The organism is Wolbachia endosymbiont of Nilaparvata lugens (assembly GCF_007115045.1).
GTDB lineage: Bacteria > Pseudomonadota > Alphaproteobacteria > Rickettsiales > Anaplasmataceae > Wolbachia.
This window is the reverse complement of sequence record NZ_MUIY01000002.1, coordinates 179,831-206,830: the sequence shown is the minus strand read 5'-3', so window position 1 is coordinate 206,830 and position 27,000 is coordinate 179,831. Positions and strand designations below refer to the sequence as shown.

18 protein-coding genes and 2 pseudogenes are annotated in these 27,000 nt (G+C 33.4%); 14 read left to right on the top strand and 6 right to left on the bottom strand.

Annotated elements, in window-relative coordinates; genetic code table 11:
- Window positions 1-2: 2 nt before the first annotated feature.
- The gene (locus tag BWZ41_RS06670) at window positions 3-3,653 is read left to right on the top strand and encodes a DEAD/DEAH box helicase (protein WP_143689855.1); all 3,651 of its coding nucleotides are present in this window, start codon (window positions 3-5) and stop codon (window positions 3,651-3,653) included.
- Here BWZ41_RS06670 and BWZ41_RS06665 read toward each other — a convergent pair.
- Window positions 3,650-4,819 carry an aspartate aminotransferase family protein gene (locus tag BWZ41_RS06665; RefSeq protein ID WP_143689854.1) on the bottom strand — a complete coding sequence of 390 codons (1,170 nt, stop codon included), beginning with the start codon at window positions 4,817-4,819 and terminating at the stop codon, window positions 3,650-3,652. The two genes, BWZ41_RS06670 and BWZ41_RS06665, sit on opposite strands and share 4 nt — an antisense overlap.
- Window positions 4,820-4,883: 64 nt before the next feature.
- On the opposite strand from BWZ41_RS06665, the gene BWZ41_RS06660 reads away from it, so the two are divergent.
- The 7 genes from BWZ41_RS06660 to BWZ41_RS06630 all read left to right on the top strand — a co-directional run bounded on the left by BWZ41_RS06660 (window position 4,884) and on the right by BWZ41_RS06630 (window position 11,571).
- Window positions 4,884-6,311 (top strand): sensor histidine kinase, encoded by a 1,428-nt coding sequence (locus BWZ41_RS06660; protein WP_143689853.1) that lies wholly within the window; start codon window positions 4,884-4,886, stop codon window positions 6,309-6,311.
- 177 nt (window positions 6,312-6,488) lie between these two features.
- A complete protein-coding gene (locus BWZ41_RS06655; protein WP_143689852.1) occupies window positions 6,489-7,226 on the top strand; it encodes a WD_0702 family putative metalloprotease in 738 nt (245 codons plus the stop codon).
- 267 nt (window positions 7,227-7,493) lie between these two features.
- The gene (locus tag BWZ41_RS06650; protein ID WP_143689851.1) at window positions 7,494-7,715 is read left to right on the top strand and encodes a hypothetical protein; all 222 of its coding nucleotides are present in this window, start codon (window positions 7,494-7,496) and stop codon (window positions 7,713-7,715) included.
- Between the two features lie 133 nt (window positions 7,716-7,848).
- A complete protein-coding gene (locus BWZ41_RS06645; protein ID WP_143689850.1) occupies window positions 7,849-8,457 on the top strand; it encodes a P44/Msp2 family outer membrane protein in 609 nt (202 codons plus the stop codon).
- A 274-nt stretch (window positions 8,458-8,731) separates the two neighbouring features.
- Complete coding sequence (locus BWZ41_RS06640) at window positions 8,732-9,889, top strand: IS4 family transposase (protein ID WP_158619486.1); 1,158 nt, start codon at window positions 8,732-8,734, stop codon at window positions 9,887-9,889.
- Entirely contained in the window at window positions 9,855-10,187 is a 333-nt protein-coding gene (locus tag BWZ41_RS06635) for a hypothetical protein (RefSeq protein ID WP_143689849.1), read from the top strand. The genes BWZ41_RS06640 and BWZ41_RS06635 overlap by 35 nt, the downstream gene beginning before the upstream one ends.
- Window positions 10,188-10,224: 37 nt before the next feature.
- Window positions 10,225-11,571, top strand: coding sequence for an IS110 family RNA-guided transposase (locus tag BWZ41_RS06630; RefSeq protein WP_143689027.1), 1,347 nt, complete (start codon window positions 10,225-10,227; stop codon window positions 11,569-11,571).
- A gap of 80 nt (window positions 11,572-11,651) precedes the next feature.
- Here BWZ41_RS06630 and BWZ41_RS08740 read toward each other — a convergent pair.
- Window positions 11,652-12,798, bottom strand: a pseudogene (locus BWZ41_RS08740) (IS3 family transposase).
- Window positions 12,799-12,854: 56 nt separating this feature from the next.
- Between BWZ41_RS08740 and BWZ41_RS06605 the strand changes: the two are divergent.
- The 5 genes and pseudogenes from BWZ41_RS06605 to BWZ41_RS06590 all read left to right on the top strand — a co-directional run.
- Window positions 12,855-13,639 (top strand): annotated as a pseudogene (locus tag BWZ41_RS06605) (transposase); the annotation flags it as partial.
- A gap of 114 nt (window positions 13,640-13,753) precedes the next feature.
- On the top strand, window positions 13,754-13,891 hold the full coding sequence (locus tag BWZ41_RS07580; protein WP_158619497.1) for a hypothetical protein: 138 nt from the start codon (window positions 13,754-13,756) through the stop codon (window positions 13,889-13,891).
- Window positions 13,892-14,307: 416 nt separating this feature from the next.
- Window positions 14,308-15,366 (top strand): tRNA (adenosine(37)-N6)-threonylcarbamoyltransferase complex transferase subunit TsaD, encoded by a 1,059-nt coding sequence (gene tsaD / locus BWZ41_RS06600; RefSeq protein ID WP_143689848.1) that lies wholly within the window; start codon window positions 14,308-14,310, stop codon window positions 15,364-15,366.
- A gap of 61 nt (window positions 15,367-15,427) precedes the next feature.
- Entirely contained in the window at window positions 15,428-19,366 is a 3,939-nt protein-coding gene (locus BWZ41_RS06595; RefSeq protein WP_143689847.1) for an ankyrin repeat domain-containing protein, read from the top strand.
- Between the two features lie 195 nt (window positions 19,367-19,561).
- The gene (locus BWZ41_RS06590; RefSeq protein ID WP_143689846.1) at window positions 19,562-21,310 is read left to right on the top strand and encodes a type I secretion system permease/ATPase; all 1,749 of its coding nucleotides are present in this window, start codon (window positions 19,562-19,564) and stop codon (window positions 21,308-21,310) included.
- A 99-nt stretch (window positions 21,311-21,409) separates the two neighbouring features.
- On the opposite strand, the gene BWZ41_RS06585 is transcribed toward BWZ41_RS06590, so the two are convergent.
- The 3 genes from BWZ41_RS06585 to BWZ41_RS06575 all read right to left on the bottom strand — a co-directional run bounded on the left by BWZ41_RS06585 (window position 21,410) and on the right by BWZ41_RS06575 (window position 24,187).
- The gene (locus BWZ41_RS06585) at window positions 21,410-22,171 is read right to left on the bottom strand and encodes a hypothetical protein (protein WP_143689845.1); all 762 of its coding nucleotides are present in this window, start codon (window positions 22,169-22,171) and stop codon (window positions 21,410-21,412) included.
- A 57-nt stretch (window positions 22,172-22,228) separates the two neighbouring features.
- The gene (locus BWZ41_RS06580; protein ID WP_143689844.1) at window positions 22,229-23,485 is read right to left on the bottom strand and encodes a pyruvate dehydrogenase complex dihydrolipoamide acetyltransferase; all 1,257 of its coding nucleotides are present in this window, start codon (window positions 23,483-23,485) and stop codon (window positions 22,229-22,231) included.
- 276 nt (window positions 23,486-23,761) lie between these two features.
- Window positions 23,762-24,187, bottom strand: coding sequence for a WBM0748 family T4SS-associated protein (locus BWZ41_RS06575; RefSeq protein WP_241653959.1), 426 nt, complete (start codon window positions 24,185-24,187; stop codon window positions 23,762-23,764).
- Window positions 24,188-24,492: 305 nt separating this feature from the next.
- Between BWZ41_RS06575 and BWZ41_RS06570 the strand changes: the two genes are divergently transcribed.
- Window positions 24,493-25,455, top strand: coding sequence for a hypothetical protein (locus BWZ41_RS06570; protein WP_143689843.1), 963 nt, complete (start codon window positions 24,493-24,495; stop codon window positions 25,453-25,455).
- 143 nt (window positions 25,456-25,598) lie between these two features.
- Here BWZ41_RS06570 and BWZ41_RS06565 read toward each other — a convergent pair whose 3' ends face one another.
- Window positions 25,599-26,891: an IS4 family transposase gene (locus BWZ41_RS06565; protein ID WP_143689401.1), complete on the bottom strand. Its 1,293-nt coding sequence runs from the start codon at window positions 26,889-26,891 to the stop codon at window positions 25,599-25,601.
- Between the last annotated feature and the right edge of the window lie 109 nt (window positions 26,892-27,000).

Below are 27,000 nucleotides of genomic sequence, written 5' to 3'. Positions count from 1 at the left end.
GTGTGAGTTCTATCAGTAATCAAGAAAAGCAAAGTATTATAAGTAGCTTAGAAAAAATCAACTGCAAGCTAAAAGGTGAATCTATAAAACTTGATGATACAAAGGAATCTATAATAGTAGCACGTCGTAAACCTGTTGTTGAAGGGGTATTAGAACATCTACGCAACCCTTGCACTACTAACTGTAATGTTATGGTAGATGCAGAAACTGGATTTGGTAAGACTTACGACATTGGAATACTGAGTTATGTACTAGCCCAAGCAGGGTTTCATCATCTGGTTGCAGTACCAAGTAGTGACCTAGTGAATCAAGCTAAAAAAATGATGAGTAGTGCATTTACTGTAAACATTAGGACACCTAAAACTGCTGAGGAAATTAAAAATGCACTGAAGGCAACTAAACCTACAACAATTATAGTGACACATGACCTGTTATTGCAGCAAGAAAATAATCGTAAATTTAAAGACCAAAATACCAAGTTGTGGATTAGTGTTGATGAAGCAGACAGTATTAACAAGCAGCAGGATTTTGAGAATATGTGCAAGCTTGATGAGGAGTATCCTACAACTTACCTAACTGCAACACCAAAGAGAAGGATTTTAAATAGATGCGGAAAAGTTATCAGCCCGACAAGATTGAGTAGACGTTGTATTGGAAACGCCATCGAAACAGCAAGTGTTATTACAAAAACCAATAGGAGAGCAAATTTCACTCTAGCATTAGTCGTGAATATTGCTACCTCCATAATATCTTTAGCTATATTGTTTCCTATTATAAATAGTAACGTTGCTGCTGTAATTGGTCTAACTTCAGATTATTGGCTGTATTCTGCTTTGATTGGAAACTTATATTATACAATTTCTATGTTTATATTTGGTATAGTAATGTTGCCAATTTGGTGGGTACTAACTAAAGCAACTGGTGTAGAGTCAAAAGAACTGCTTTCTAGATTTCTTGCTAACGTGCGTAGCTTATTTACTAGAGAAAAATCGAGCCCAGCTCATGAATATGTTGAAGAGAGCGAAGAAGTTTTTAATTACAATAAGCTTGTTGATACCGATGATTTATTAACTTCTATAAGATGGAATGTGCAAAGCCCAATTGGAGAAAGTGCTCTGCTTTTAGCTGATGATGTAAATAGTATAGTTAATCTTAACTTTGCGTTGCAGGGTAGAGATAATTTAGTATATGAAGGTAGTACACGTTATGAAGTGTATAATAAATTTCAGCCTGAAGGGATATCTTATCAAGACTATAGGCTCAAGTTACGCGAAGCGAACTTTATAAGCTGCGTTAAAAAGCAACATCCTAGTCTGACAGAAGAGCAGATATCTGAATTAAAAGAAAAGGTGGATTTCAGTAGTACTGCTGAATATCTAAAATATAGAGTAATGCATTCAATGATCGATCTTACTCTCTCATATTTAATGAAGTGTGATAATATTACTTTAGATAAAAAAAGAAGAGAAGGTTTGAGTGAATTGATAGAAGATGTTAAAAAGAATGTTAGCACCACTAATGATAACAATATTATAAGATACCTAGAGAGAAAAGGCTTTAGTGAGCAATTTGCTAGAGATGAGCTCTTACTGCAAATAAAGACAGTAATTGAAGCACTGAGTAAAAGTGATAATGAGCAATGCAGCTTAATAGTTGATAATTGGCGCTTAAGCAAAGAGCTCCATGACCTCATGGAAAGAGAGGAAGGTATACTACATAGTCTCATTGATTTCTGCAAACAAAATAAATGTATCTTTGCAGGAATTGGGAAAAATGATCTTGGTATTGGAGAAAACAGACTCTTTTCAGCGATAATACGTAATCAGATAGGTGGATATCGAACTCTTTATTGTGATTATGAAAAAAGAGATTTTGATTCATTGGCTAAATATGCGTTGACAACGGTTATAGATGGATCGAAAGGTCGTGGATTTGATAGTGAATATAATCATGTTGCATTAATATTTGCAGATTCGGTTAGTCAGTTCAATAATCCATCTGAAGCCCTACAGAATCTTGGAAGAAATAGAGAGCGTAATGAGAGCAGACAATCATGGTTTTTCGCTGCTGCAGGTGAAGAAGTTGAGCTATTTGTGAATAAGATCTTAGCAAATTTTAAAAACGAACCACAGAAATTTTGTCAGAAAGTTTTGTTTCCAGCTACTAATAAATACAATAAGTTGCTAAAAAATAGAATGGGAGAAGAACTTGGAAGAAAAATAGAAATCTATATTAGTAAAAATATTGATGCATTAGGAAATATTGATGATTCAGCTCTGAAGAAGTTTTCTAGTGATTTGATAAAAGAAACGTATGAAAAAGTTCATGATATAAATGATTTTGATGTCAAAAAGACAGAACAAGATTTACATAGGATTTTAAAAAGTACAGAGGCATACCTTCGTTCATATGAGAACAGAATTAAAAACAACGGTAAATTATCTTGCACACGCTCAGCTTTATTTTCTGTGGGGAGTGCTATAACAAAGGTAATGTATTATCTTTGGGCAGGGTTTGACTATTTAGTCTTTTTGGCTAAAGCGTACAATATAGATAAATCTGGAGATACCAGTGCAAGAGCGTATGTACACATAATCAGAAACTGTCACTGTGAAAGTAGTGTGAAGGCGCAAAATGTATTGGTTCATGCATTAGAAATTGCCAAAGAACATGACAGCAGTTTCAAAAGAAATAGTTTGTACGAAGGCAATGAGGATAGATGTAAAGAAAAAATCATCTCATATTTTCAATCCAAGCAATATATACGTGCATTAGATAGAACAATTGCTCAAATTGAAAATAAACACTTGGTAACAATTTTGAAAGCTGTAGGCTACAAAGATGATGCTAATAAAATGGCACAAGAAATCAAAGATTTTTTATGTGATTTAAAGAATTTAAATTGTGTAGACTTGAGAGAAAAATATTATCAAGGCAACTTATATCAAGAAAGCAAATTATACAAAATCAATAATCAAGTTAGTACGATAATTGATGAAATTGTAAGGTGTCATAAGTGGCATCATGGAATAGAGGACTTAGAGCTAAAATTAAAAATCAACCATAATATTTTTGAAGTCAGAGTTAACAATGATTTTTCTAAGTTACGTGAGAAAAACTTTAACAAACGCTCTAAAGAAAGGACATATCTAGGTAGAGCTATGTTACTTATTGGGTTTATAATTTCAATGGAGCTTATAGGTAGAATATCATCAGGTCAGGCCATGCCATTGCCTTTACTTTGCGGTTTTATAGTATTTGGACCATTGGCACTCTTGTGTGGTGCATTGTTATATGAAATAACAACCTATTTAGTGAGAGGAGCATTTTTTATTTTTGGAGTGCCAATTCTTTTAGGGGAACTGTCTAAATGTGTTTTGAGAAACGGCTCAATGAAAAGTGTGTTAGATATGACATTATCGCTTGGTAACTCGACTTTTTTCAATATTCCGAAAGACATCGTGCAATCGTTTATATTTGAGGATATAACAAAATTTGACTCACTAAGTGATATAAATGCGCTTACACTGATAAGAGAGCAGGAAAAGGTAAAGTGTACAAATGAAGTAGCTGATAAAGTTGTAGCTACTGCTTTATCTGCAATTTTGATACAGCAAACAACTAGTGAGCAGGAAGGTTTAGTTTTTAACTAGAACTTTTCAGATAAATACTGAGTGAGGATTTCAATGCCTTCATCAATCTCTTTTTCAGTGATAATGAGTGGAGGCAAGATTCTTACAACGTTATCTGATGTTACTCCAACAGTGAGTAAACCACGGTGACTTAGCTCTTCTGCAAATTTTTGGTTATTCATTTTTACTTTTATTCCTAGCATCAACCCTTTTCCTCTCACTTCTTCTATCATTGGAAACTTGCTTGCTAAGTCCTCTAGTTTGTTTTTTAAAGACTTACCTCTAACTTCAACATTTTCTAAGAAGCCAGGGCTGAGCAATTCATCCAATACAGCATTACCTACTGAAGTTGCAAGTGGATTACCACCAAAAGTAGAACCATGCATACCGACCGCCATGTACTTAGCAGCCTTTTCAGTTGCAAGACAAGCCCCTAGAGGAAAACCTCCTCCTATTCCCTTTGCAAGAGCACATATGTCAGGCTTAACTCCTATGTGTTCATATGCAAATAATTCTCCTGTTCTACCAGCACCGCACTGAACGCAATCAAAAAATAGCAGTATATCGTTTTCGTCACATAGTTCTCTTAGCTCTTTCATGAAGACTTCACTCATTACTTTAATACCACCTTGTCCCTGTATTGGTTCTATTAATATAACACCTATGTCATTAGAAATTGCTTTCTTTACACTCTCAATATTGGGCTTTATGTTATCACACCAGTCAATATAAGGATTCAGTAATTCAGAAAATTTCTGTCTATCGTTTGTTGAGCAAGTTACAAATGTCCTTCCATGAAATGCACCATGAAATGTTAGAATTCTATAGCGATTTTTATTCCCTTTTCCATTTTGATAGGCCCTAGCGATTTTAAGTCCACATTCCACTGCTTCCGATCCAGAATTTGCAAAAAATACAGTATTAGCAAAGCTGTTGTTTATTAAATTTTCTGCAAATTTGTTGGCAGTAGATATATTATAGGTATTTGATATATGCCATAGTTTTTCTCCTTGTAATTTTAGGACGTCAGTTAATCGTGAGTTGGCATGACCTAAACTGCTAACAGCTATTCCAGAGTGAAAATCTATATAGCGCTTATTATCGATATCATACAAGTAAATACCTTTGCCATAAGAAAAATTTATGTTAATAGGAGAATAAACTGGCAAGATAGGAGAAATTGTCATAAAAGTATGATATGCTAATTTTTTATTAATACCATAAAAGACGTTATTTCACAATGAGAAGAATATGTATAAATTAAGTAAATTAATGTTTACTACACTAAAAACAAATAGATATACAAAAATTATCTCGCTATTCTTATTAATTTTTGTGGTTTTATTGGGCACAATATACCGCAATTATTCATTAAAGAATAATTTTCTTTCTTTTTACCGTAATTCAAATGCAAACTTAAAAGATCTATTGGAAAATAGTATAATAAAAAAATATCATTATTTACTAATAGAAAAACATCATATTAAATATAACAGTTTTGATTACATAAACCAGTTGGTAAAATTGCGTGCTGAATTGTTACAATCAGTAAGCAAAGTAAGAAATTTTAGCTTAATACTGTATGATCAAAATGCCAGAGTAATTTTCAGTAATTTTAATACTCAAGGTCATGACTATGAGCAGTTGCTTACAAATGATGAAATTGATAAATTGCTAAGCAATCAAGAAATATTTTACGCTACAGGAAATACATTAACTTCTACTTTCCCTATATTTCATGAAGATGACATTAAGCCTTCATTTTTTTTGAAGATCATTCAAAGCTATAATGACTCTTATATTATGGTATATAGTCTATTTTCAATATTAATGGGCTTATTACTGGTTATCTTAATACTAATAATGCTTTATTTGCACTTTTCCAATACCCAAATGCTAGCCAAGCAGCATAAAACTAATATTGAATTACAAAGGGTTAAAGAGGCATTAGAGCAAGAAAATGCAAATAAGATAAAATTTTTTGCAAGTGTTACACATGAGTTGCGTACACCTCTTAATGCTATTATTGGATTTGCAAAGTTGATCAAAAATGAAACTTTAGGTTCGGTAGATCACTTTGAATACAAGGAATACGTAGACGATATATATAATGCTGGTACACATTTACTTGCTTTGATTAATGATGTGCTCGATTTTTCTAAAGCTGAATCAAGTAGTTTAACAGTAGAGAAAGTGAAGTTTAATCTGAATAAGATAATAGATTCGTGCTTAAAAATGTTATCACCTAAACTAAAAGAAACAGGTATTAGTTTAAAGAAAGAGATATCTGATAAACAATTATTAGTTATTGCAGATCCCAAAAGAATGAAGCAAGTTATAATAAATTTGTTATCAAATGCAATCAAGTTCACCCCTAAAGGTGGTTTAATAAGAATGGTTATTAAAGAGAATATAGAAAAAAATTTATTAACTATTGAGTTTCATGATAATGGAATAGGGATAATGCAGCAGGACATATATAAAGTTATGTCCGTTTTTGGTCAAGCAGATTCAGGATATAGAAATGAAGGTACAGGTATCGGATTACCGCTAAGCAAGAAATTAGTAGAGTTAATGGGTGGGACTTTCAGCATTAAGAGTGAAGCAAAGCTTGGTACTACGATAACATTGAACTTCTTTTATGAAGAACAAACATGTGAAGATCTGATTGATTTTTAGTAGAATATATTTGATATTGCACTTTTATATCTAGTACATTCCTAAGTCATACTGACATGATACCTCTTGACTGCTAACAAGTAGCGGGATGTCAGTGAACTTAAACTACTTTAGCTATACTTCCTAAAAATACTTTATAACTCTTGAGTATAAAGAAAATTCCTTTAATAATGTAGCATGCTAACCAGGAACTTAATAAAACAAGCAACTCAAGTAGGAAGTGGTGAAAACGTAATACAATATGTCGAATATCTCTATCAATTTGAGAAATTTAGAAATACATTGAACCTCACTTTGTCACTAATAAAGCAAAATAGACTCTCATTTGAAATATATCAAGAAGGATTAATGGATATGGAAGAGGGAGTGTGTAAGACAATTCGATCTTCTGGTTTAAATAAGTATGTTATTGTGCTAAGAAGGTCAAATCCTTACATCATAGTACATGAACTTTCACATATGGTTGAAAATGAACTAAACTTAATCTTAGAGCAGGAATTTCTCTATAAAGTTTATCAGGATATTGAGCAGAACTTGAAGCAGTCAAATATTCTGGTACACAAAATTATTGGTCAAGTTATATTTACAGAGATACAAGCTTATCAAACTCCAAAATCACGTGCATCTGAGTTATTCGCACGCTATTTTGAGCTGTTCGCTTGGGCTCAGGAAGTTTATCCTAAAGATAAAGAATATCTAATTCGCACTCAAGATTTAAACAAAGTATTTCTTGCTACTAACCAATGGAAAAAGAGCTATCTAGATTCACAAATAATGGAGAGAATAGATAAAGAAGTAAAGGAGTATAGCAACAAAACGGCCTTTAAAGATATAAAAAGAGTACAAAGCAGCTGGACTAATAAATTTTCTCCTGGGAGTAAAAAAATTGGTTCTATATTTGGAGACAGTGATTAGATTATAGCTAGATGTTCTTCTGCATTTACCATTATAGGTGAATCCACTAATGAGCAGTGGAATTGTGATTTTCATTGATAAGGTAATTCTAGCATTTTACAATGCGAGTGATGAGATATAATAAAGAGATGCATGCAAATATAGACTTGCCACCTGAGGTAAGCACTAGAGATCTTATAGTAAATATGCTAAAAGGTTGAGTAGGTTGTGTTCTAGGGCGATATAAACAACCAGTAATATCTCCTAATGGGCTGAAAAGAGGTAAAATTGTCTGATGATTTTATTGATGTGCTGATGGGAAGGGAAGTACAAATATCCCGCAATGCTGTCATAGCAAAGTGTATCAGGGTAATAATGCGTGCAAATGGGGAAGAAATATCAGAAGAGAAAGAAATAAAATCCCAGGGATTTGTTACAACACTAAAGGAAGAAATTAGGATATCTGCCCGAGAGAGCATTATAGAATGGGCTGCTAACGGAAGGGTTTAAGCAGACCACTACCTAATTTAGAATATGTTACTGTAGCTACAAGTCAGTAAAGCAGGCAATAATAGTAAAGTTAAAAAATTTACTTGTATTAATACTATACTATTAATAGTCTAATATATTGAGGATATTTATTATGAGCATATTAAGTAAAAAATCATTATTAAAAACAGCTATTGTAATGTTGTTATTAACTTGTGTGTCAAGTGCATCTTTTGCTTTTGAAAAAAGTGCAAGCAACAGTGAGAATGAGCATAAAAATGAAAAAAAACAGGAGTGTTATGTAGGTTTGACCCTAGGTCAAAAACTTCATCCTTTTCATGACTTAGTGAACAAATTATTCAGTGCCTCTGCTGGTTGTAAACTTGAAGATTTTAGTATTGAGATTGAGAGTATAGTTCCAACGAGTGGAAACGAAGGCCTCCCCCATCTTATGCTAATGACAAATGGTTACTATCACTTTAATAATAGCAGTCTTTTTACTCCATACATTGGTTTTGGTGTAGGATTAGCCCAATTAGGCGGATACATCAATTTTGATTTTGACAAGAAAGATGATTTCATAAAAGCTTATCAGGGAAAGTTTGGTTTAAGCTATCGTTCAAGTAGTTCAACTGAGATATCTTTTGGTTACCAATTTCTTGGTTTGCTAAATAATACTCCTGAGGTAAAGCAGCTTCAAGGTTATGATAGATATCATTCTCATTTTCATATAGTAGAAATTGGATTCAGGTTTTATATCTAGTTCATTGAGTGGTAGGTACCTACCACTTAAAAACTTACTTTTATTAAAAGCCTGAACAGACGAAATCTGTAAAACCAAAAAGAAACTCTTTCTCTTTACTTTATGTTTTTTGGATATAGTTTTACGAAGAAGCGCTTCTGCAGCTATAACCGAAACAATCAATGGTGCTATAAATGCCCGTTTGAAAGCATGGTTTTGGGGGAAACGGCATAAGTGTTGAAAGTAGTATCAGAAAAGTATAAAGAACTGTTATTGCAAGAAAATGGAGGCAATAATGGATCAAATAGAAAGAGTACTAAATTTAATAAAAGATGAGGATTTAGAAAGGCTAGGAAAATTAAGTGAAGTAGATAAATGTAATACTAAATTGTTGGGCAAGATTATATTTAAAGGTCTAATGAAGTTAATATTAATGGGGCAAAAAACAAGCTTAAGAGCGCTAGAAATGGTAATAAACAGGTGTATAATGGATAAGAATAGCGATAAAAGTACAGTAACATACAGTGGTTTGTCAAAAAGGTTAAAAGTTATAAATCCAGAATATTTTAAGGGAGTATATATTGATTTGATGAGCAAGATTAAAAAGCTATTACCCCAAAAAACATCAAATAATTTACATAAGTTTGATTCGACAATCATAAATTTATCGGGATATCTCATAAAAGATGGGCTAAAAATAGGCGGTAAAAGTAACGACAGTCAAGTTAAAGTGAGTGTAGGATTAAAGGATCAATTGCCGACAAGTATAAGATTTTGTAAAGGACAAGAAGAAATTAGTGAAGATATAGCATTAGTGAGAGCCATTAATGAAGCTAAAGTTGAAAAAGAGGATATTTTATTATTTGATAGAGGAATCAGAAAAGTTGGAACTTTTGCCGAATTTGATGAAAAGGAGTACAAATTTATCACAAGAGTTAAAGTAGGAAGAAAACATGATGTTATAAGCAGGAACAAAGTTATAGGAGAACAAAAATCGGATGGATCAGAGATTTTAGAAGATATAATAGTTAATCTTTATCGTGCACGAGGTAAAGTAGCAGAAAAGCATGACCTACGTTTAATAAAAATTCGAAATAAGGCAGGAGATGAAATATGGTTTTTAACCAACTTGCTTGAAATGTTAGCTTATGAAGTAACAGAGCTATATAGGCGCAGGTGGGACATAGAGGTATTCTTTAAATTTATAAAGCAAAATCTTGGATATAAGCACTTTTTAAGCCATACTATGAATGGCATGAAGGTGTATATTTACATGATTATTATTACGGCTTTGTTATTTCTTGTTTATAAAATCAAAAATAATCTACACGGATTCAAAATAGCACTATTACAATTCACATTGGATCTTAATGATTCTTTTATACGTTCAATTGTTTTACTATCAGGAGGGAATTTACATGCCGTCAATCACCTTGTATCACTCCACTTATAGCACTTTCAACACTTATGGGGGAAACGGTAAAGCCATTGATGGAGTTCTTTCTGGACTACCTCGTTTAGCATCGAACAAAATGAATCTGTCAAACCAGGAAGAAACTCATCAATTTAAGTTTCTAGTAGTTTTAAGTATAGTTGTGAAGGAAGCGCCTCATGCAGTTATAACCGGAATCTTCACTGGTGCCATAAGTGCCCGTCGTTTAGCATGGTTTTGGAGGAACGGTCAAATCATTGATGGAGTCCTTAGACTACCTCGGTTAGGAGATTGTATTATATCAACCGTCCCAAGCTGAAGCGTTTCCCTGCTATAAATTATATGAAGGAGTTACCATGAAAAAAACAAAAAGTAAATTAGAAATAATGAACCCTAACGCAGCAGGAATAGATGTTGGTTCAGCTATACATTATGTGTGTGTGCCAGAAGGAAGTGATGAACAGCACATACAAAAATTTAGCTGTTTTACAGAGGATCTTCATAACATAGCAAAATGGCTAAAAAAGTGTGAAGTTACTACAGTAGCCATGGAGTCAACCGGAGTGTACTGGATTCCTTTGTTTCAAGTACTTGAATCATATGGACTTGAAGTAAAACTTGCAAATGCAAGACATGTAAAAAATGTACCTGGAAGAAAGTCAGATGTCCAGGACTGCCAATGGCTTCAACAACTACACAGTTATGGGTTAATCGAAGGATCATTTAGGCCAGATAATCAAATGTGTGTATTGCGTAGTTATGTGCGGCAACGTAAAAACTTAATTGAAAATGCTGCTACACATATTAATCGTATGCAAAAGGTTTTGGTACAAATGAATATTCATTTACATAAAGTAATAAGCGATATCACTGGCGTCACAGGAATGCAAATTATTAAAGCAATAGTAGAAGGTGAAAAGAATCCCAAGAAGCTAGCTGAATTCAGAAGTGTGAATATGAAGAACGATAAAGCTACTATAGCAAAAGCATTAACAGGCGATTATAGAGAAGAACATTTATTTGTACTGAAACAAGAATATACAGCATATACTTTTTTTCAAGAGCAAATAATTGAATGTGATAAAAGCATAGAAAATTACTATAAAACATTTGAAACAAAGTCCGATGAGAGTAAAGAGTTAGGTAAGGAAAAAAACAAGTCTAGAAGAGGCAGACCAAACTTCACCTTGCGTGAGAAATTGTATAGGATAACCGGAATAGATTTTACTAAAATTCCTGGATTTGATATACTAACTGTACAAACTATTATTTCAGAAGTTGGCATTAACCATAATAAGTGGCAATCAGAAAAGCACTTTACTTCATGGTTAGGACTTAGCCCTGCTAACAAGATCACAGGAGAAAAAGTATTTGGGACAAAAACTCGTAAAGTCATTAATCGCGCTACAAATGCCCTGCGAATGGCTGCTTATGCTGTGGGAAATAGCAAAAGTGCATTAGGTGCATATTGTAGGAGATTAAAAAGACGGCTAGGAGCAATAAAAGCAATTACTGCCACAGCAAGAAAATTAGCATGTATTTTTTACCAAATGTTGAAATATGGACAAGAGTATGTGGAAAAAGGAATGAGTTATTATGAAACACGCTACAAAGAGAAAATTGTGAAAAATTTGATCAAAAAAGCGCAGGAGTTTGGCTACACACTAGTTCAACAAGAAGAGTTGATTAATGGAGTTTCTTAGGAGAAGATTGTATAACCTAACCGTCCCAAGCTGAAGTGACCTTACCCAGAAAAAGTAGACAGAAAGTTAAGACGTTTTTGCTATGAGAATGATGAATCAAAAAGCTCAGGAATGCAATAGTTAATAGTAGAATGTCTACGCTGTTTATTATAAAAAATTTCTATATATTCAAATATTGCGGTTTTAGCTTGTTGTGCAGAGTGTTGTGAAGTATCAATGAGTAACTCTCTCTTAAGTGAACTAAAAAAAGCTCTCTGAAACAGCATTATCATAACAACAACCTTTGTGACTCATACTAGAAGTAATATTTTTTGTACTTAGTAAAAATTGATAATTTTTAGAGGTGTATTGCGATCCTTGATCGCTATGAAATAGTAGATTTTTAGCAGATTTGCGCCTACCAATAGCCATGAATAACGCATCTATAACTAATTGCCTATTTACTGCATTACTCATTTACCAGCCAATCACCATGCGTGAATATAAATCTATTATTGCTGCCAAATATAACCATCCTTCATTAGTTTTTATGTACGTAATATCAGTTACCCATATCTTGTTAGGTTGATCAGCAATGAAATTCTGATTTAATATGTTAGGAGTTATAACTCTATTGTCTATTTGTGGTTTTTTACTTTTAAACTTTCGTCTAAGCTTAGCTTGAATGCCATTTTTCTGCATAACATTTTGCACTGTTTTGATGTTATAATTTTTACCTAAAGCCTTTAATTCAGCGTGAATTTTAGGAGCTCCGTATCTGCATTGTGATGATCGATATACCTTCTGAATATCTTGTATGAGCTCTTCTCTTATTGATTTTTTGTTGTTTTTTTCCTTAGTAATCCATTTATAATAACCACAAGCAGATACGTTCAAAAATCTGCATAATTCCCGTATTTTATAGCAGTTTTCATGTTCTTTTATAAAAGAATATTTTACTCTTTTTGGTTTGCAAAATATCCCAGGGCTTTTTTTAAAATGTCTCTTTCCCTCGTTACTCTTGCCAGCTCTTTCTTTAAATCAAACTTTTCTTTGTCACAATGAGCTACTTTCCCCTTTTCTGGAAACGCATCTACTCCAGACATTCTATCATTGTATGTTTTTACCCATCTGCTTACCGCTAATACCCAAATCTCTTGCTATTTTTGCTGATGATTGACCTGTTTCTTTTACTAGTCTTATAGCTTCAATTTTGAATTCTGCTGTATATTCTTTTCTTTTTGTCATACCACACCTCTTTGAAAAAACGTTTTAACTTTCTGTCTACTTTTTCTGGGTAAGGTCACCCCCAAAAACTAGCTGAATTTAGAAATTCAAACATGAAGAATGACAAGCCTACTATAGCAAAAGCATTAACAGGAGACTATAGAGAAGAACACTTGTTTGCACTAAAACAAGAATATGCAGCATATACTTTTTTTCAAGAGCAAATAACGGAATGTGATAAAAGTATAGAGAGTTACTATAAAACATTTGAGGCAAAGTCAAATGAGAACAGGATGTTGAATAAAATACGAAAGCGGAAGCAGAAGAATGGTCCAGATTTTGATGCGGATGAGGATTTAAATCGAATAACCGGGATAGATTTTACTAAAGTCCCGGGATTTGATGTATTAAGTGTACAAACTATCATTTCGGAAACAGGTATAAATCATAATAAATGGCCAACAGAAAAACATTTTTCTTCCTGGCTTGGATTAAGCCCTGCTAATAAAATTACAGGAGGAAAAATTGTTGGAACATGAACTCGTAAAGTTATTAACCGCGCTGCGAATGCATTTCGAATGGCTGCCCATTGTGTGTTGAGAAGCAAAAGTGCAATAGGTGCATATAGTAGAAGGCTGAAAAAAAAAGGCTAGGAGCACCAAAAGCAATAACTGCGACAGCAAGGAAATTAGCATGTATCTTTTATCAAATGTTGAAATATGGACAAGAATATGTAGAGAAAGGAATGAACTATTATGAAACACTTTACAAAGAGAGAGTAGTCAAAAATTTGCTTAAAAAAGCAAAGGAATTTGGTTATATACTAATGAAAGAGGAGCCGATAGATGAAAAAGGTTCTTAGGAGTTTGTTAGAAGATTGACTTGTTTTATTACTAGTATAGCATACCAAAGATATTTATTATTAGTATAAATATCACTACTAAAAACAGCTATTTCAATGTTGTTATTAATCTGTGTGTCAAGCACATCTTTTTCTTACAAAAACAGTGAGAGCAACGGTAAGGATAAAGATAAAAAAGCAGAACATTTTTTTTATACGAGTGTAAATCTAGGTGTGGTAAAATCGGCGTTACTTAATACAGAAAAAGGATAGGAGAACTCTAATAAAGAAGGTTTTTTATTAGCAGTGCTATTGTCCATAGAGTTGAAAACGTGGGTACAGAATTTGAGATTCTTGATATATCTTCAACAAAAAGAATAGAATTTAGTAATTCTTCTTATATTATTAATGATTTTTAATAATGAAAGCGATTTTATCCCATAAGTTGGAAATTGGCAAAAGGTTTATTACAGGGTAAAGAAAGAAATTAAGATGTCTGACCAAGAGAATATAATAAATGAGTTGCTGATTAATTCATGGAAAGGGTTTAGGAAGGCCGCTATTTGATCTAGAACTGCATCTATAAGTCAGCAAAATAGGTAATAGTGTAGATTTAGCTCAAGGTATATATGTTTTCCAGTTAACTTCTACAGCATTTCAAGGTATAGTTTTTTATAACCAAAGTATTTATGAAGACTATTTTAGCTATTGAAACAAGCTGCGATGAAACTGCAGTTGCAATTGTAAATAGCAACAAGCAAGTTCTTGCTCACGAAATTCTTTCTCAGGCAGAGCATAAAAAGCGCGGTGGAGTAATTCCCGAAATAGCATCACGTGCTCATATGAAGCATTTAAGTGGTTTAATAAAAAGTGCTATGGAAAAATATAACCTTAGTTTTTGTGATTTGGATGCAATTGCAGCGACATCAGGACCAGGACTCATAGGTGGATTAATAGTTGGTACAATGATGGCTAAAGCAATTGCGCATGTAGCACAAAAACCGTTTATTGCAGTCAATCACTTAGAAGCACATGCGTTAGTTGTTAGGCTACTATATGAAGTTAAATTTCCGTTTTTAGTCCTACTGATATCAGGTGGCCATTGTCAATTTTTAATTGCACAGGATGTAGGTAAATACATCAAACTTGGAGAAACGCTTGATGACTCATTAGGAGAAGCATTTGACAAAGTCGCTAAGATGCTGGGTCTAAGCTATCCAGGAGGTCCATTGATTGAAAAATTAGCTAAAAAAGGTGATGGTATGAGATTTAAACTGCCAAGGGCGATGACAAAACGCTCCGGATGTGACTTTTCGTTTTCTGGAATTAAAACAGCAGTAAAAAACTTAATACGAGAACTTGTAATGAATGAACAGGATGTATGTGATATGTGTGCCTCATTTCAAGAGTGTGTCAGCGACATACTACTTGATAGAGTCAAAAATGCAATTACTATTGCTTCATCCTTAAATATTAAAATTAATGATTTTATAATTACTGGTGGAGTTGCAGCAAATAATTTCCTGAAAGAGAGATTAAAAAAGCACATAGACTTGAACGTGCTTTCTCCTCCAAGCAATTTATGTACAGACAATGCAGTGATGGTTGGATGGACAGGAATTGAAAGGTTACAGAGAAACTATGTAGACTCTCTTGACTTTGCACCAAGGCCAAAGTGGGAATTAGAAAATATTACTGGCACAAAAAATCATCTACTATATAATGCGGCTGCTGGTGAATTTTTGTAGGCTTGAAAATTATAGTGGAAAGCCTTATTCACTACCAGCATTACTATTTATGAGGTACAGTATGTTCAAAAATACAATTACTAGTGTTTTCAAAGCTAAATCTAGTACAAGCGCAAAGACACTCAGTTCAGGTTTATTTGCTGCGGGAACCATTGGTATGGCAAGAGCAGTTAGTAAGATTGACCTCTCTTCATTACAAGGCAATTCAGAAGATGAAGTAAATAAGCAAGATTTAATAAGTCTGTATGATTATATCAATAAAGCAACTCAAGAAGAAAACTATAATATATATGCTGACAATCTTGATGATGTAAAAAGCAAAATTTTGGAACGCAAACTCAAAAGTATAAGTGATTCATTAGCTGAAAAATTTTGTCAAGATGGATGGAATATAACAAGTAATGATGGTTCTTCGCTATTAACAGTGGCTATTGAAAGAATTAGAGAAAGACAAAAAAGAAATAAAGATTGTGATATTCAAATGGCTGTATCTCTAATTCTTGGTATGAAGAAAGAGTTGATTACAGAACTGGAGAATTTTGCAGACAGTAATGATAAAACGCTTCTACATTACTTAGCTGAATCGGGTAGAGAAGATATTTTACGTTTTGTAATAGAAAAGTTTAATTTCAACATTAAAGAAGCAGTAAAAGATAGAAGTGGTAAAACACCACTACATTATGCAGCTAAATTTGGCAAGAAAAAATGCTTTGAAACTCTAGTGGAAAATGAGGCACACTTTATTAGCACCATTAATTATAAGAGTGAATTGCACTATGCTGCTAAAAGCGGAAATTTTAGCTTCCTAGAATATTTAGGAGAAATACTTAAGGCAAAAGGAATTTTTGATAGGGAAAAAATTAAAATAGATAAATATTTAAATAACGCATTACACTATGCTGCCCAATCTGGGAATGCTGAGTGCATAGGGTTCTGCATCAATAATCAAGTGCAATTTTTAAAAAATCAATATAATGAGAATCCTTTGCATAAGATTGCAGGTAACGCAAAAATCCAAGACAATGCTATAAATTTTCTTATAGAGCACCTAAGATTGTTAGGTAAGCTAAAAAGTGAAATTAATCGAGAAGATGTAGGTGGCAACACTCCATTACATATAGCTGCACAATATGGAAATAAACAACTAATAGAAGTGTTGAGTAGATTAGGTGCAAAAATTGTTAAAAATAAACAAGATAACACCCCATTACATATTGCTATTATACATGGTAATACAGATTGTATTGAGCTATTTATTGAAGAGAGTGAAAATAAAGAAGATAGCATCCTTGAGTTTAAAGGTGAGCATGGAAGAGATCTTGTACATTTGGCTGCAATGTACGGGCAATTTGATTGTCTAAATTTCTTACTTGATAAATTTCCTGATTATGATTTAAACACAAAAACAAGCAAAGGAAATACAGCACTACACTTAGCTCTATCGAAAAGCACAGAGATAGAGCTAAGAAAAGAATGTGTGAAACTATTAATACGCAAAGGTATACAAAAAAATGAGAGTAATAATGAAGGAAATACCCCTTTACATTTTGCTGTTCAACTGGTTGATCTAGAATTTTTAAGAATATTACAAAAAGAGTTAGCAAACAACATTCATCAGGAGATTTTTTGTGAGAACCAAAACGGTAACACCGCATTTCATATGGCAGCGCGTGTTGGTAATAAATCATGCCTTCAGCACCTTTTCTCTCTTACACAGAAAAAGGAAGTAGAAGAGATATTAAGCAAGGAGAATAACGATGGACACACCTTACTACACTTATCCATGTTAAGTGGAAACGTAGAATGTGTTAAGTATTTGATGGAAGAAAGCCAAGTTGATATTTTTTCAGGACAAAATACACAAAGAAAGTTGTTATTTGCAGCTATTTTGAGCGGTAATAAGGAATGCCTTGAGTTTTTAGCAGAAAGCCTTGTAGATAGAAACGTGGCTGATAGCGTTGGAGTGTTATTTTCTCATAATGATGAAAATGACAATACATCGTTACACATGGCTGCCCTTGCTGGCTGCGTAGAATGTTCTCAGTATGTTATTGGAAGTGTTTTTAAGTCAACTATTAGAACACTCTTTAACGCAGCAAACAATCACAGACTTACACCTCTACACTTAGCTGCTATGAGCCTTAACGCTGAAGTAATAGAATATTTTATGACAGATAATTATTCCTATAATGAGCAAATGTTGAATGTTGTATCTAAATCTGAAAGAACACCATTGCACTATCTTGTAATGAATGATAATGATTTTGAAAGAATGATAAATGAGGATTTTAAGCAAGATAAATTCTTAAAAAATCTAATTTTAGAAAAGCGTAAACATAATAAGCACTTAATGGAAAAAGCTGTCAGTGCTTTACTCTATTTAACAATGGACAGCAAAGAGAAAATTGTAAATAAGAAAATAAATTTTGATATAAAAGACAATGCAGGAAAAATAACTTTAGATTATGCTCTTGAGCATAATCTAAATATCTTGAGGCTATTCTTGGATGTTTTTTATGAAATAAGGGAAGAAATAAAAAGAAGATATGATAGATTTGAGATAGATTATCAAGAAAAAAGAGAAATAGTTTTACACATCACTGGTTTGCTTACACCAATAGCAGGTATTACTATTTCACTTTGCATTCTATCTGATCAGTCGGACTCTGAAGTGAAAAAAGTTTTTACCTATGTTTCGATGGTCTGTTCTTTTATATCATTTGTATTTTTCTTGTCCAATTTAGTAGTTGGCCGTCAAAAAGGACCTCTTAAGAGTAAAATAGAAAACTATACTGAGAAAATAGACAGAATTGAAGAGTTAACAGGAAAGTCAATTAAAGAAGCTTGCGATTTAGAAGGATATAACGTAATATTGGAACAATTAGCAAAAAGTATAGAAGACACTGCACAATTGCAAAGTAAGTTTAATAAATTTGTGGATGAAATTGACTTACAGAATAGAGATAAACTCAGTATTCCTTTCCAAGAAATGAGTGGGAGTGGTAGTGCAGCGTCAGCAGGAAGAAGAAGCTCATCTTTTCTGGGTAATTTAGAGGAAAAGCTTAGTCAGTATGCAAGACACAACAGTAGAATGCAAGACAAAATTGACAGACACGATAGTGCATCATGTTTAATTACTATGGATAAGTATTCAGAAAGTAAACCAAAAGCTCCACAAAGCAAATTCAAAACTGCAGTAAACAAGATAAAGGTATCTAATATTTTTGGAAAGAAGGAAAACGTAGTTAACTCATCGCAAAGCAAATTCAAAACTGCAGTAAACAAGATAAAAGTAACCAGTATTCTTGAGGAGAAAGAAAATCTGGTTGATTCATTAAACTTATTAGGAGAAAAAAATACTACAAAAAAGGATGATGAAGAAAAGCAGCCTCATAGCTACTCAATATTCTCAAATCCCTTTAATCCAAGTTGTTCAATACCTATAAAAAGAGAATTTGATGTTATTGATCATGCAAACAGTCATTATGTGGATCTACCTTCTATGAGCAAGAAGCCCTCTAGTTCTAAAGCGAAGACTACCATTAAAGAAGAAGACTTTTTGGAAAGACCAAGGGTTCAATCAAATCGGATTTATATGATAAGAAAAAAAGCCATAGGTAAATTACACAAATATAGTGATCATAGTGATCATATAGAAAGGGTAAAGAGTTCAGTATTTTCAACTTTAAGTTGCCCAATTCTCACAAAAGAAGAGTGTGGTATCACTGGCTATACAGGTAATAGCGCAGTTCATCTGAAGAAATTACCTTTTGTGAGCGAGGAACTTCCACATACAACGCTTTCTAGCCCTGGAACAGAGGCTATTATTCAGGAAGAAAACTTTTTTGGATTAGAGTACAGGCCAAGAACACAGTCAAGTCCACCTTGTATGAGCAGAAGAGGAGTTGCAGGTAGAGCACTAAGATCTAGAATATCTTCTGATCATATAAGAGGAATAATGAGGATTGTAGTAACTGATTCGGATGGCGTCAATTTTTAGATTTAAGTATTGAGTAGTAGGCAGTTGGTAAGGCTATCGCAAGTAAAGAAGGAGTAAGATAGCCTTGCTATGAAAAAGTTTATATTCGCATATCATTAATATTTTATTACATTAATGATATGGTAAGGCAATAGCTGTTAATACTTTTGAAATAAAAACTATATATGGTACATATATTAAATAAAAAGGAAGATTGTGGAAATCACTCCGTCAATAAAAAAGGAATTAAAGCAAAGTATACTATATACTTGTCTAGAGAAGTGCAAGAGTGCGTTTTGGTTTATTTTCTGGTTTAGCTCAGGGATTAATGCGTTAATGTTATTTTTGCCACTTTATACCTCTCAGGTACTTGATCGAGTGATATCGAGCGAGAGTGTGTCAACACTAGTTATGCTGACGATTATTACTTTATCTGCGTTTGCATGTTCTGCAATGCTTGAAACTTGTCGATATTTAGCTATGGCTAAAATTGGTGATTGGATTGATAAAACCGCAACACCAGACCTAATAGTAAGGTCAATCAGGTTAACATCAGTACAAAGCTCAACTTCAAGTGGTGAAGCAATACGAGATCTTGGAGTAATAAAAAATTTCATTACAGGAAATGGTATATTTTCACTGTTCGATACTCCATGGTCGTTAATTTACCTTGTTGTGATCTTTATGATACACACCTCTACAGGGTTTATAGCTATTGCTGGAATCATTATATTAGTTTCAATGGCAGTATGGAATGAACTTGCTACTAAGCGTATACTGCGAGAGACTAATGAAGAAACTATACGTAATATTAATGCTATAGATGTTGCAACAAGAAATGCAGAGGTGGTTGAAGCTATGGGTATGTCAGAATTTATAGTTTCTGATTGGTGTAAACGGAATGATCAAAATCGTGCAATGCAAGTTACAGCGCAGAATCGTTCTAATGTGATTACTGGGATTACTAAATTTCTACGCTCAACTCTGCAAATTTCAGTAATTGGAACAGGCGCATTACTTGCAATCACAGCTCACAAAACTGCCGGTAGCATTATTGCTGCCTCGATTTTGATGGGTAGAGTATTGGCTCCATTTGATGCAGCAGTTCATACTTGGAAATTTTTAAATCAAGCCAGGATGTCATATGGCAGGCTGCAAAGACTTATCCTAACATCCCCAAAAAGAGAGCAAACTATGGCTCTACCAGAGCCTGAAGGGAAGTTGGAATTTGATAGGGTATTTTTTACTCCTTATGGGAGCAATAAGCCAACAGTAAAAGGAATCTCATTTGTAATAGAACCAGGGGATGTAGTTGGTGTTATTGGTGCGAGTGCTTCTGGTAAGTCAACCATTGCAAAGCTAACCGTTGGTGTATGGAAGCCCATATCAGGTGTAGTTAGACTAGATGGTGCTGATGTATACACTTGGAATCGAGAAAATTTTGGTAATTATGTTGGTTACTTACCTCAGGATATTGAACTATTTAACACGAGCGTTAAAGCTAATATTGCCCGCATGAGACCAGATCCAAATCCTGAAGAAATAATCAAAGCAGCAAAAATTGCAGGAATACATGAATTAATACTGAGCTTACCAAATGGGTATGATACAACAATAGGAGGACCTGGAGGAGTAATACTCTCTGGTGGCCAAAAACAGCTTCTTGGACTTGCAAGGGCTTTCTATGGTAATACTAAGCTTTTAGTGCTTGATGAACCGAATGCTAACTTAGACAGTAATGGAGAGGCGCGCTTGATTAATGCAATCAATGTTGCAAGAGAGCAAAATACTACCACTGTTATCATCACTCATAAGCTACAGCTACTATCTGTAGTCAATACAGTGATCGTCATGTCAGATGGGGTTATTTATGCTATGGGACCAAAAGATGAGATTTTGAGTAGATTAGTTGCTCCATCACCACCAGATGCCACAGAAGATAAACGTTCTTCAGCAAGTGGTTAAGAAAGAGAGAAGTTGTCACACTTCTCTTTCTCTTATAGAGTACTATATGCACAGTTTATAAAATCTTAAGCAATTGTTATTCGAAAAATCCAATAATGATTAGCCACGGAACCTATTTGCTAATTCTCTCACATTAACCTTAGACATTTCTGATATAGGCTCTTGTGTATATGAGGCATCAGATTTAACGCCTTTTTTGTCATGACCTTTAGTAATAGAACATACTACAGTATCAGCCTTTACATGCTTAACACTTGGATCTGATTGAAACCCATGCTTTCTTTCCATTTGTGCTTCAAGCTTACTGCTATCATGTGTAACCCTACACCTTTCTAGATTACGGTCACGTTTGTCAGGAGCTACATATCCATCTATATCACTACATAAGAGCGGGTGCACTTTGAACCTGTCTGAACTAACACCATTTTCAACACTTGCAGAATTATGAGCTTTTCTATTATTGCGCATTTTATCTACAGCTTCCTTTATTTTTTCTTTTGATGGTTTTGGCAGCAGTGCTGGCTTATATGCACATGCTGGTAGTTCTGGAAATGAGTCTTCCTGAGACAGCAAATGACTTTGGTTTCTCTTACTATCTGATTCTTCAATATTCTTTATTGATGTCTTGAAAGAGTTTTCGTTTTTCTTTTTTAGATCTAACTCATTTAATCCGCTTCCAACATTATTTTTTCTTGTTGTAGTGTGAATAACACCTGGAAGTTTCACTTCATACTTAAATTTTTTATCAATGGTATCCATTGACTCATTAGACGAGGAATCTATTTGAAACCTATCGTTTGAAAATTTTGATTTTGCAGCATCAAAAAATATACTACGTTTTTCTATCTTTTTATCAGTCATATTTTACCTCTAAACCTATCAATTAATAAAAGTATAAATTAAGAGGTATTAATTTTATTATAATAATAAAGGCTCAAGAAGCATCACCGTAGGGTTTTCTATATAGTACTTAAAGGCATTTAAAAATTTTGCTCCGAGTGCTCCATCAACTGCTCTGTGGTCAACAGAGAGAGTAACTGTCATTATCTCTGCTACCTCTATTTTTTCACCTATGACAACCGGCTGTTTTTTAGATTCACCAACAGCCATAATGCAAGATTGCGGTGGATTGATTATAGCGCTGAAAGTTTTTATACCAAACATGCCTAAGTTGGAGATAGTAAATCCTCCTCCTTGAAATTCTTTAGGCTTTAGTTTTCCAGATCTTGCCCTACTTACTAAATCTTTCACTTCTTTTGATATAGATAAAACACTTTTTTCATCAGCATTTTTTACTATAGGAGTAATCAGTCCATCCTCAAGCGCTACAGCAATTGAGATATCTATATTTGAGTATCTTACTATTTTAGTATCTATCCACGATGAGTTTATATCAGGAAATTTTTTCATGCTGAAAGCCACAGCTTTTATAATTAAGTCATTAATTGTTACTTTATTGTTTTCATTTGCTGAATTAACCTCATTTTTGAGCGATATTAGCTTATCAACGTGGCAGTCTACAGTTAAATAAAAGTGTGGAATATTTTGCTTAGATTCAACTAGGCGCTGCGCTATCACTTGGCGCATATTGCTTACTTCAACTGTTGTATTTTCCTCAAATCTCTCATAGCTTTTAGTTTGATCTAAAAATTCTAATACATCAGCTTTGATGATACGACCATATGGACCTGTACCTTTTAATCGCTTTATATCAACACCTTCATTTTGAGCTATTTTTTTAGCTAAGGGGCTTATTTTTATTCTATTTTCTGTTGCTCTATCCTCTTTTTTAGATCCCAGTGTCACACACTGGGATGACATTGAAGAGCTAGATGAAATCGAAGGGTTGGATGAAAAATCGGCTTCAACCTCCTTCTCAACCTTGGTATTGACGGCAGAAGCTAAATCAAGTGCGCTTTTATCTTCCCCTTCCTCTAACATTAGAGCTATCAGTTGATTTACAGGTACGCCACTTGTTCCTTCCGACACTAAAATTTTTGCTAAAACTCCTTCATCGACAGATTCAAACTCCATTATGGCTTTATCAGTCTCAATTTCAGCGATTACATCACCTATTTCAACTTTATCTTGTTCTTTTTTACACCACTTTACAATTTTTCCTCCAGTTTTACTCATTGTTGGGGAAAGAGCAGGCATCAATATTTCTATAGGCATTTATTCTGCATTAAAAGATCTATTTAATTTTTAATTTACTCTTTACCCTATGTCAATCTAATCGTAAATTATGATACTTATATCAACTTAGTACGTGATCTTGGTTGACTACTGTTATCCTACTATTTCTATTGCTTAGTCCTAGACAGAGTACAAATAGTAAGATTATCATGAAAATAGACGAATATGTTATAATGGAAATAGAAAAATGTAGTACTTACTATCCTCTCACAAACATATAGCTTGGATACAGAAAAAATTTATATGAGGAGCTGGTTAAATTGATAAAAGATCAGAATTAACAGTAGTTTCCGAATCTTCTGTAGCAGGCTCTTCATGTGAAGCAGAGGATACACTAACTTCTTTATCCTCTGTCCTCTGTATAGAACTACCACAAAAACTCCTTAACATCTCCTCAGCAGATGAATTTAGAATCTGTACAATAGACTTTTCACTTTGTTCTTTCAGCGATTGAGCCATTTTAGAAATCAACTCGAAAAATTCACTACCTTCTTTTCTAGCTTCACTTTCTATCTTGTTTTTTATGCTTTCTATATTACTTTGGTTAATTTCTTCTTTCGTTATGTTAAATGAATTAGCAATACCTTGATACTTAATCTCGCAATCGCCACAGCCAATTATACACAGAGCGATGGAGTTAGATATTTCATTTGCAGCCCAATTGTGTATAGTGTAAGCCAACTAATTGTCATGGTATTTTATATCAAGCTGCTCCTCTATAAACTCAGAAATTTTCTTTTTTTAAGACATAAAGTACCTCCTTCTTACATTACTGTACCTTCTGATTAAAGTACAACAGCTGCTCCTAAATAGCAATCCATATATGGTTTACTTTAATAAATTATTAAAGTAAGAAGCTTTTACATCCTAAAACATAACTTAGATAGGCCAATGTAAAAAAATTTTTAAACGAGAATTATTGCATATATATTACCTATTTGGTAAAGTTATTTTGGTAAAATAGCATATAAAAGTTGAGGCTAATTATGAATGTTAACGAACGAAAGGATTTACAACAGGAGTTATTAGGAATTGTTTTCAATATACTAGTAGAAAGTGAAGATAGCGCCATAGAAGCTATGGAAACAAGAGCAGTAGAGATAATTAAAAAACTAAAAGAACACATTAATGATGATATAGAACATGGTGTAGGATTTGATAGTCAAAAAATGACAATTTTAGACTGGATCGTTGCTTGTGATTCTCAGAATCATGTTAGACTAAACAACAAGTCGCTATTAAAATTTGAAAAGACAATTAAGGATGTTGGAGGAAGATCAAAGGGAAATTCAAGAGGTTATGTTGGAGGTGAAAGAGAAACATTTCTGAATTTCCACTTTTTTGAAAACGTGAATGAAAGAAGGGCAAGGAACTATGAGAGATTAGATCATATTCTAAATATAGTAAGGCAAAGAACGCAAGAGATACTAAATAACATCAGAGATCTTGATAGAGCAACTGACAGAGAACTATTCTCTGGAAACAGGAGTGAAAGTATAAGAAGACCAGGAGAACAAATGCAGCCAAGTGAAGTATCACTAAATCTCTCCGAAAATAGGGATGAATATACAATAATGAGAGAAAGAAGAAGAGCGGGAAGGCGAATGCGGCCAAATTTTGTTAGACGTGAAAGAGAAGTAACACTTGGTTCAAAAATAGGACAATTAATTGTTGTAGTTTCGTCCATAATTGTAGGTGCTTTCATTGGTACAATGGTTGGTATGGTCATTGCTGGTTTATGTATTGAGCTTTGTGTAATCACCACTGCAGAACCGATTCTTCTCATCATGGGTGCTACTGCTGTTATAGGAGCTATTGTAGCAGGAACTGCTCCTGTATTAAAGCTAATAGAGATGTTTAAAGGTCAAGAACCTAATCTTTTTCCTAGTAGCGGTCTGGAAAGCTCTAATACTGAACATACTTATTTAAATAGGCAAAGAGTTATTTAGAAAAAAATTGGAAGAATGTTCAAAAAAGTCCATTTATAAAATACATCGGCTTAACTATGATCTTATAACTTAAGCTAATTAATTAAAAATTTTTGTTTTAGCGGTTAAATAAAGGGAGTGTTAAATAAACCATACGCGTCAAGTTAAGAGATTGTGATCAAATTTAGAGAAGTTAAGGTGGATACCCTAGTTTTTCTGTACTTGTCTTTTAATGAAAACTGCGACCAAGTTATGGTAAGCTTTTTGAGAAAAATATTTAAGCCTTTAATTTTATTATTTAGTGCTAAAAATAACTCTCTAATCCGTCTTTTTAGCTCAATAAATGCCTTTGTTAAGCTAAGCTCCGTATTTTTTTTCAGTTCTGTGCAACCAACTATTCCATGAAATATAAGAATTGCACACAATTTGGCATATAGCTCACATAATACTCTGTATGGCTTTCCTCTCAGCTTATCAAGCCTTATATTACTCTTATATAATTTGAACAATAATTCAATTTGCCATCTTATTCGGTAAACTACTAGTATTTGCTCAGCATTAATCTTACTTTTTGGAACATTAGTTATAAATATCGACCAATTTAGTAACTTTTGGTTCCTTTGAGAAGATGTGTATCCATGTGATCTTGCTAACCTATTAGCCTTTCTTCTTCTAGCCATAGCTTGTTCTTCAGTTAGTTTTTTAAATATAATTCTTACTTTAACCCTTGTCTCTTTTCCTAACAATACCTCCTGTTCTAGAAAAGATCGATCTCCCAAATGTTCTAGTAAATCTATTTTTTGACCTGTCTCTATATCATATATGTTAGTATCGGATTTATAACGACTTATGAAATAAGCTCCTATTTCATTGATTTGTTTAAAAGAACTTGGCACAAAATAACCCAAATCAGATATTAGTAAATCGTTGTTCGATATATTGCTTAAATGGCTTCTATAACCCTGATCTGACCTTATTCCTTCAGTTATATTAAGCTGGTCTAATGTCTGGTTTAGGTAGTAAAAAACTAATTGTAACTTTATTCCAGACTTAGTATTGCTTTCATAACCACTGTAGCTTGTGCCATATCCTTTATACATGTCTTTCATACTGTTAGGTAAGCTAATGTAGCTGCTGTCTAATAATTTAACACCTCCAAAGTGCTTCAAGATTCTGCAATCAACTTGTAAGGTATTTTTAAGTAACGTTAAAGATTCATTATACATTCTTTTCATAAATTCCACTGCTTCCTTGGTAAATCTAAAGTCCAGACCTTGTTTTGTTATATTTATCGAGTCTTCATTCAATAATTGACACACTGTCTCTATACTACAATTATCAACCCCTATATTACCCAAAACGATGGCTTTTATGAACCCTGTTGTAGCTGAGATTTTATCTGCTTTTTCATTAAAAAATTCTTTGAGCTTTTTTGAAATGCAAACTATTCTTTTCATTGTATAAGTTCTCCGTTTTCTTTGTTAGATTTAAGAGAACTTATATCTTTTTTTTCTCTTCCTTACACTAAGTTTATTACCACAGTTCCTTAACTTGACGCGTATGGTT

What these genes read in the sequence shown, in the direction of transcription:
- BWZ41_RS06595 (WP_143689847.1), top strand. Translation starts at nt 15,428, where the DNA reads ATGTTCAAAAATACAATTACTAGTGTTTTCAAAGCTAAATCTAGTACA.
- BWZ41_RS06630 (WP_143689027.1), top strand. Translation starts at nt 10,225, where the DNA reads ATGAAAAAAACAAAAAGTAAATTAGAAATAATGAACCCTAACGCAGCA.
- BWZ41_RS06565 (WP_143689401.1), bottom strand. Translation starts at nt 26,891, where the DNA reads ATGAAAAGAATAGTTTGCATTTCAAAAAAGCTCAAAGAATTTTTTAAT.
- BWZ41_RS06645 (WP_143689850.1), top strand. Translation starts at nt 7,849, where the DNA reads ATGAGCATATTAAGTAAAAAATCATTATTAAAAACAGCTATTGTAATG.
- BWZ41_RS06660 (WP_143689853.1), top strand. Translation starts at nt 4,884, where the DNA reads ATGTATAAATTAAGTAAATTAATGTTTACTACACTAAAAACAAATAGA.
- BWZ41_RS06585 (WP_143689845.1), bottom strand. Translation starts at nt 22,171, where the DNA reads ATGACTGATAAAAAGATAGAAAAACGTAGTATATTTTTTGATGCTGCA.
- BWZ41_RS06655 (WP_143689852.1), top strand. Translation starts at nt 6,489, where the DNA reads ATGCTAACCAGGAACTTAATAAAACAAGCAACTCAAGTAGGAAGTGGT.
- tsaD (WP_143689848.1), top strand. Translation starts at nt 14,308, where the DNA reads ATGAAGACTATTTTAGCTATTGAAACAAGCTGCGATGAAACTGCAGTT.
- BWZ41_RS06570 (WP_143689843.1), top strand. Translation starts at nt 24,493, where the DNA reads ATGAATGTTAACGAACGAAAGGATTTACAACAGGAGTTATTAGGAATT.
- BWZ41_RS06640 (WP_158619486.1), top strand. Translation starts at nt 8,732, where the DNA reads ATGGATCAAATAGAAAGAGTACTAAATTTAATAAAAGATGAGGATTTA.
- BWZ41_RS06580 (WP_143689844.1), bottom strand. Translation starts at nt 23,485, where the DNA reads ATGCCTATAGAAATATTGATGCCTGCTCTTTCCCCAACAATGAGTAAA.
- BWZ41_RS06635 (WP_143689849.1), top strand. Translation starts at nt 9,855, where the DNA reads ATGCCGTCAATCACCTTGTATCACTCCACTTATAGCACTTTCAACACT.
- BWZ41_RS06665 (WP_143689854.1), bottom strand. Translation starts at nt 4,819, where the DNA reads ATGACAATTTCTCCTATCTTGCCAGTTTATTCTCCTATTAACATAAAT.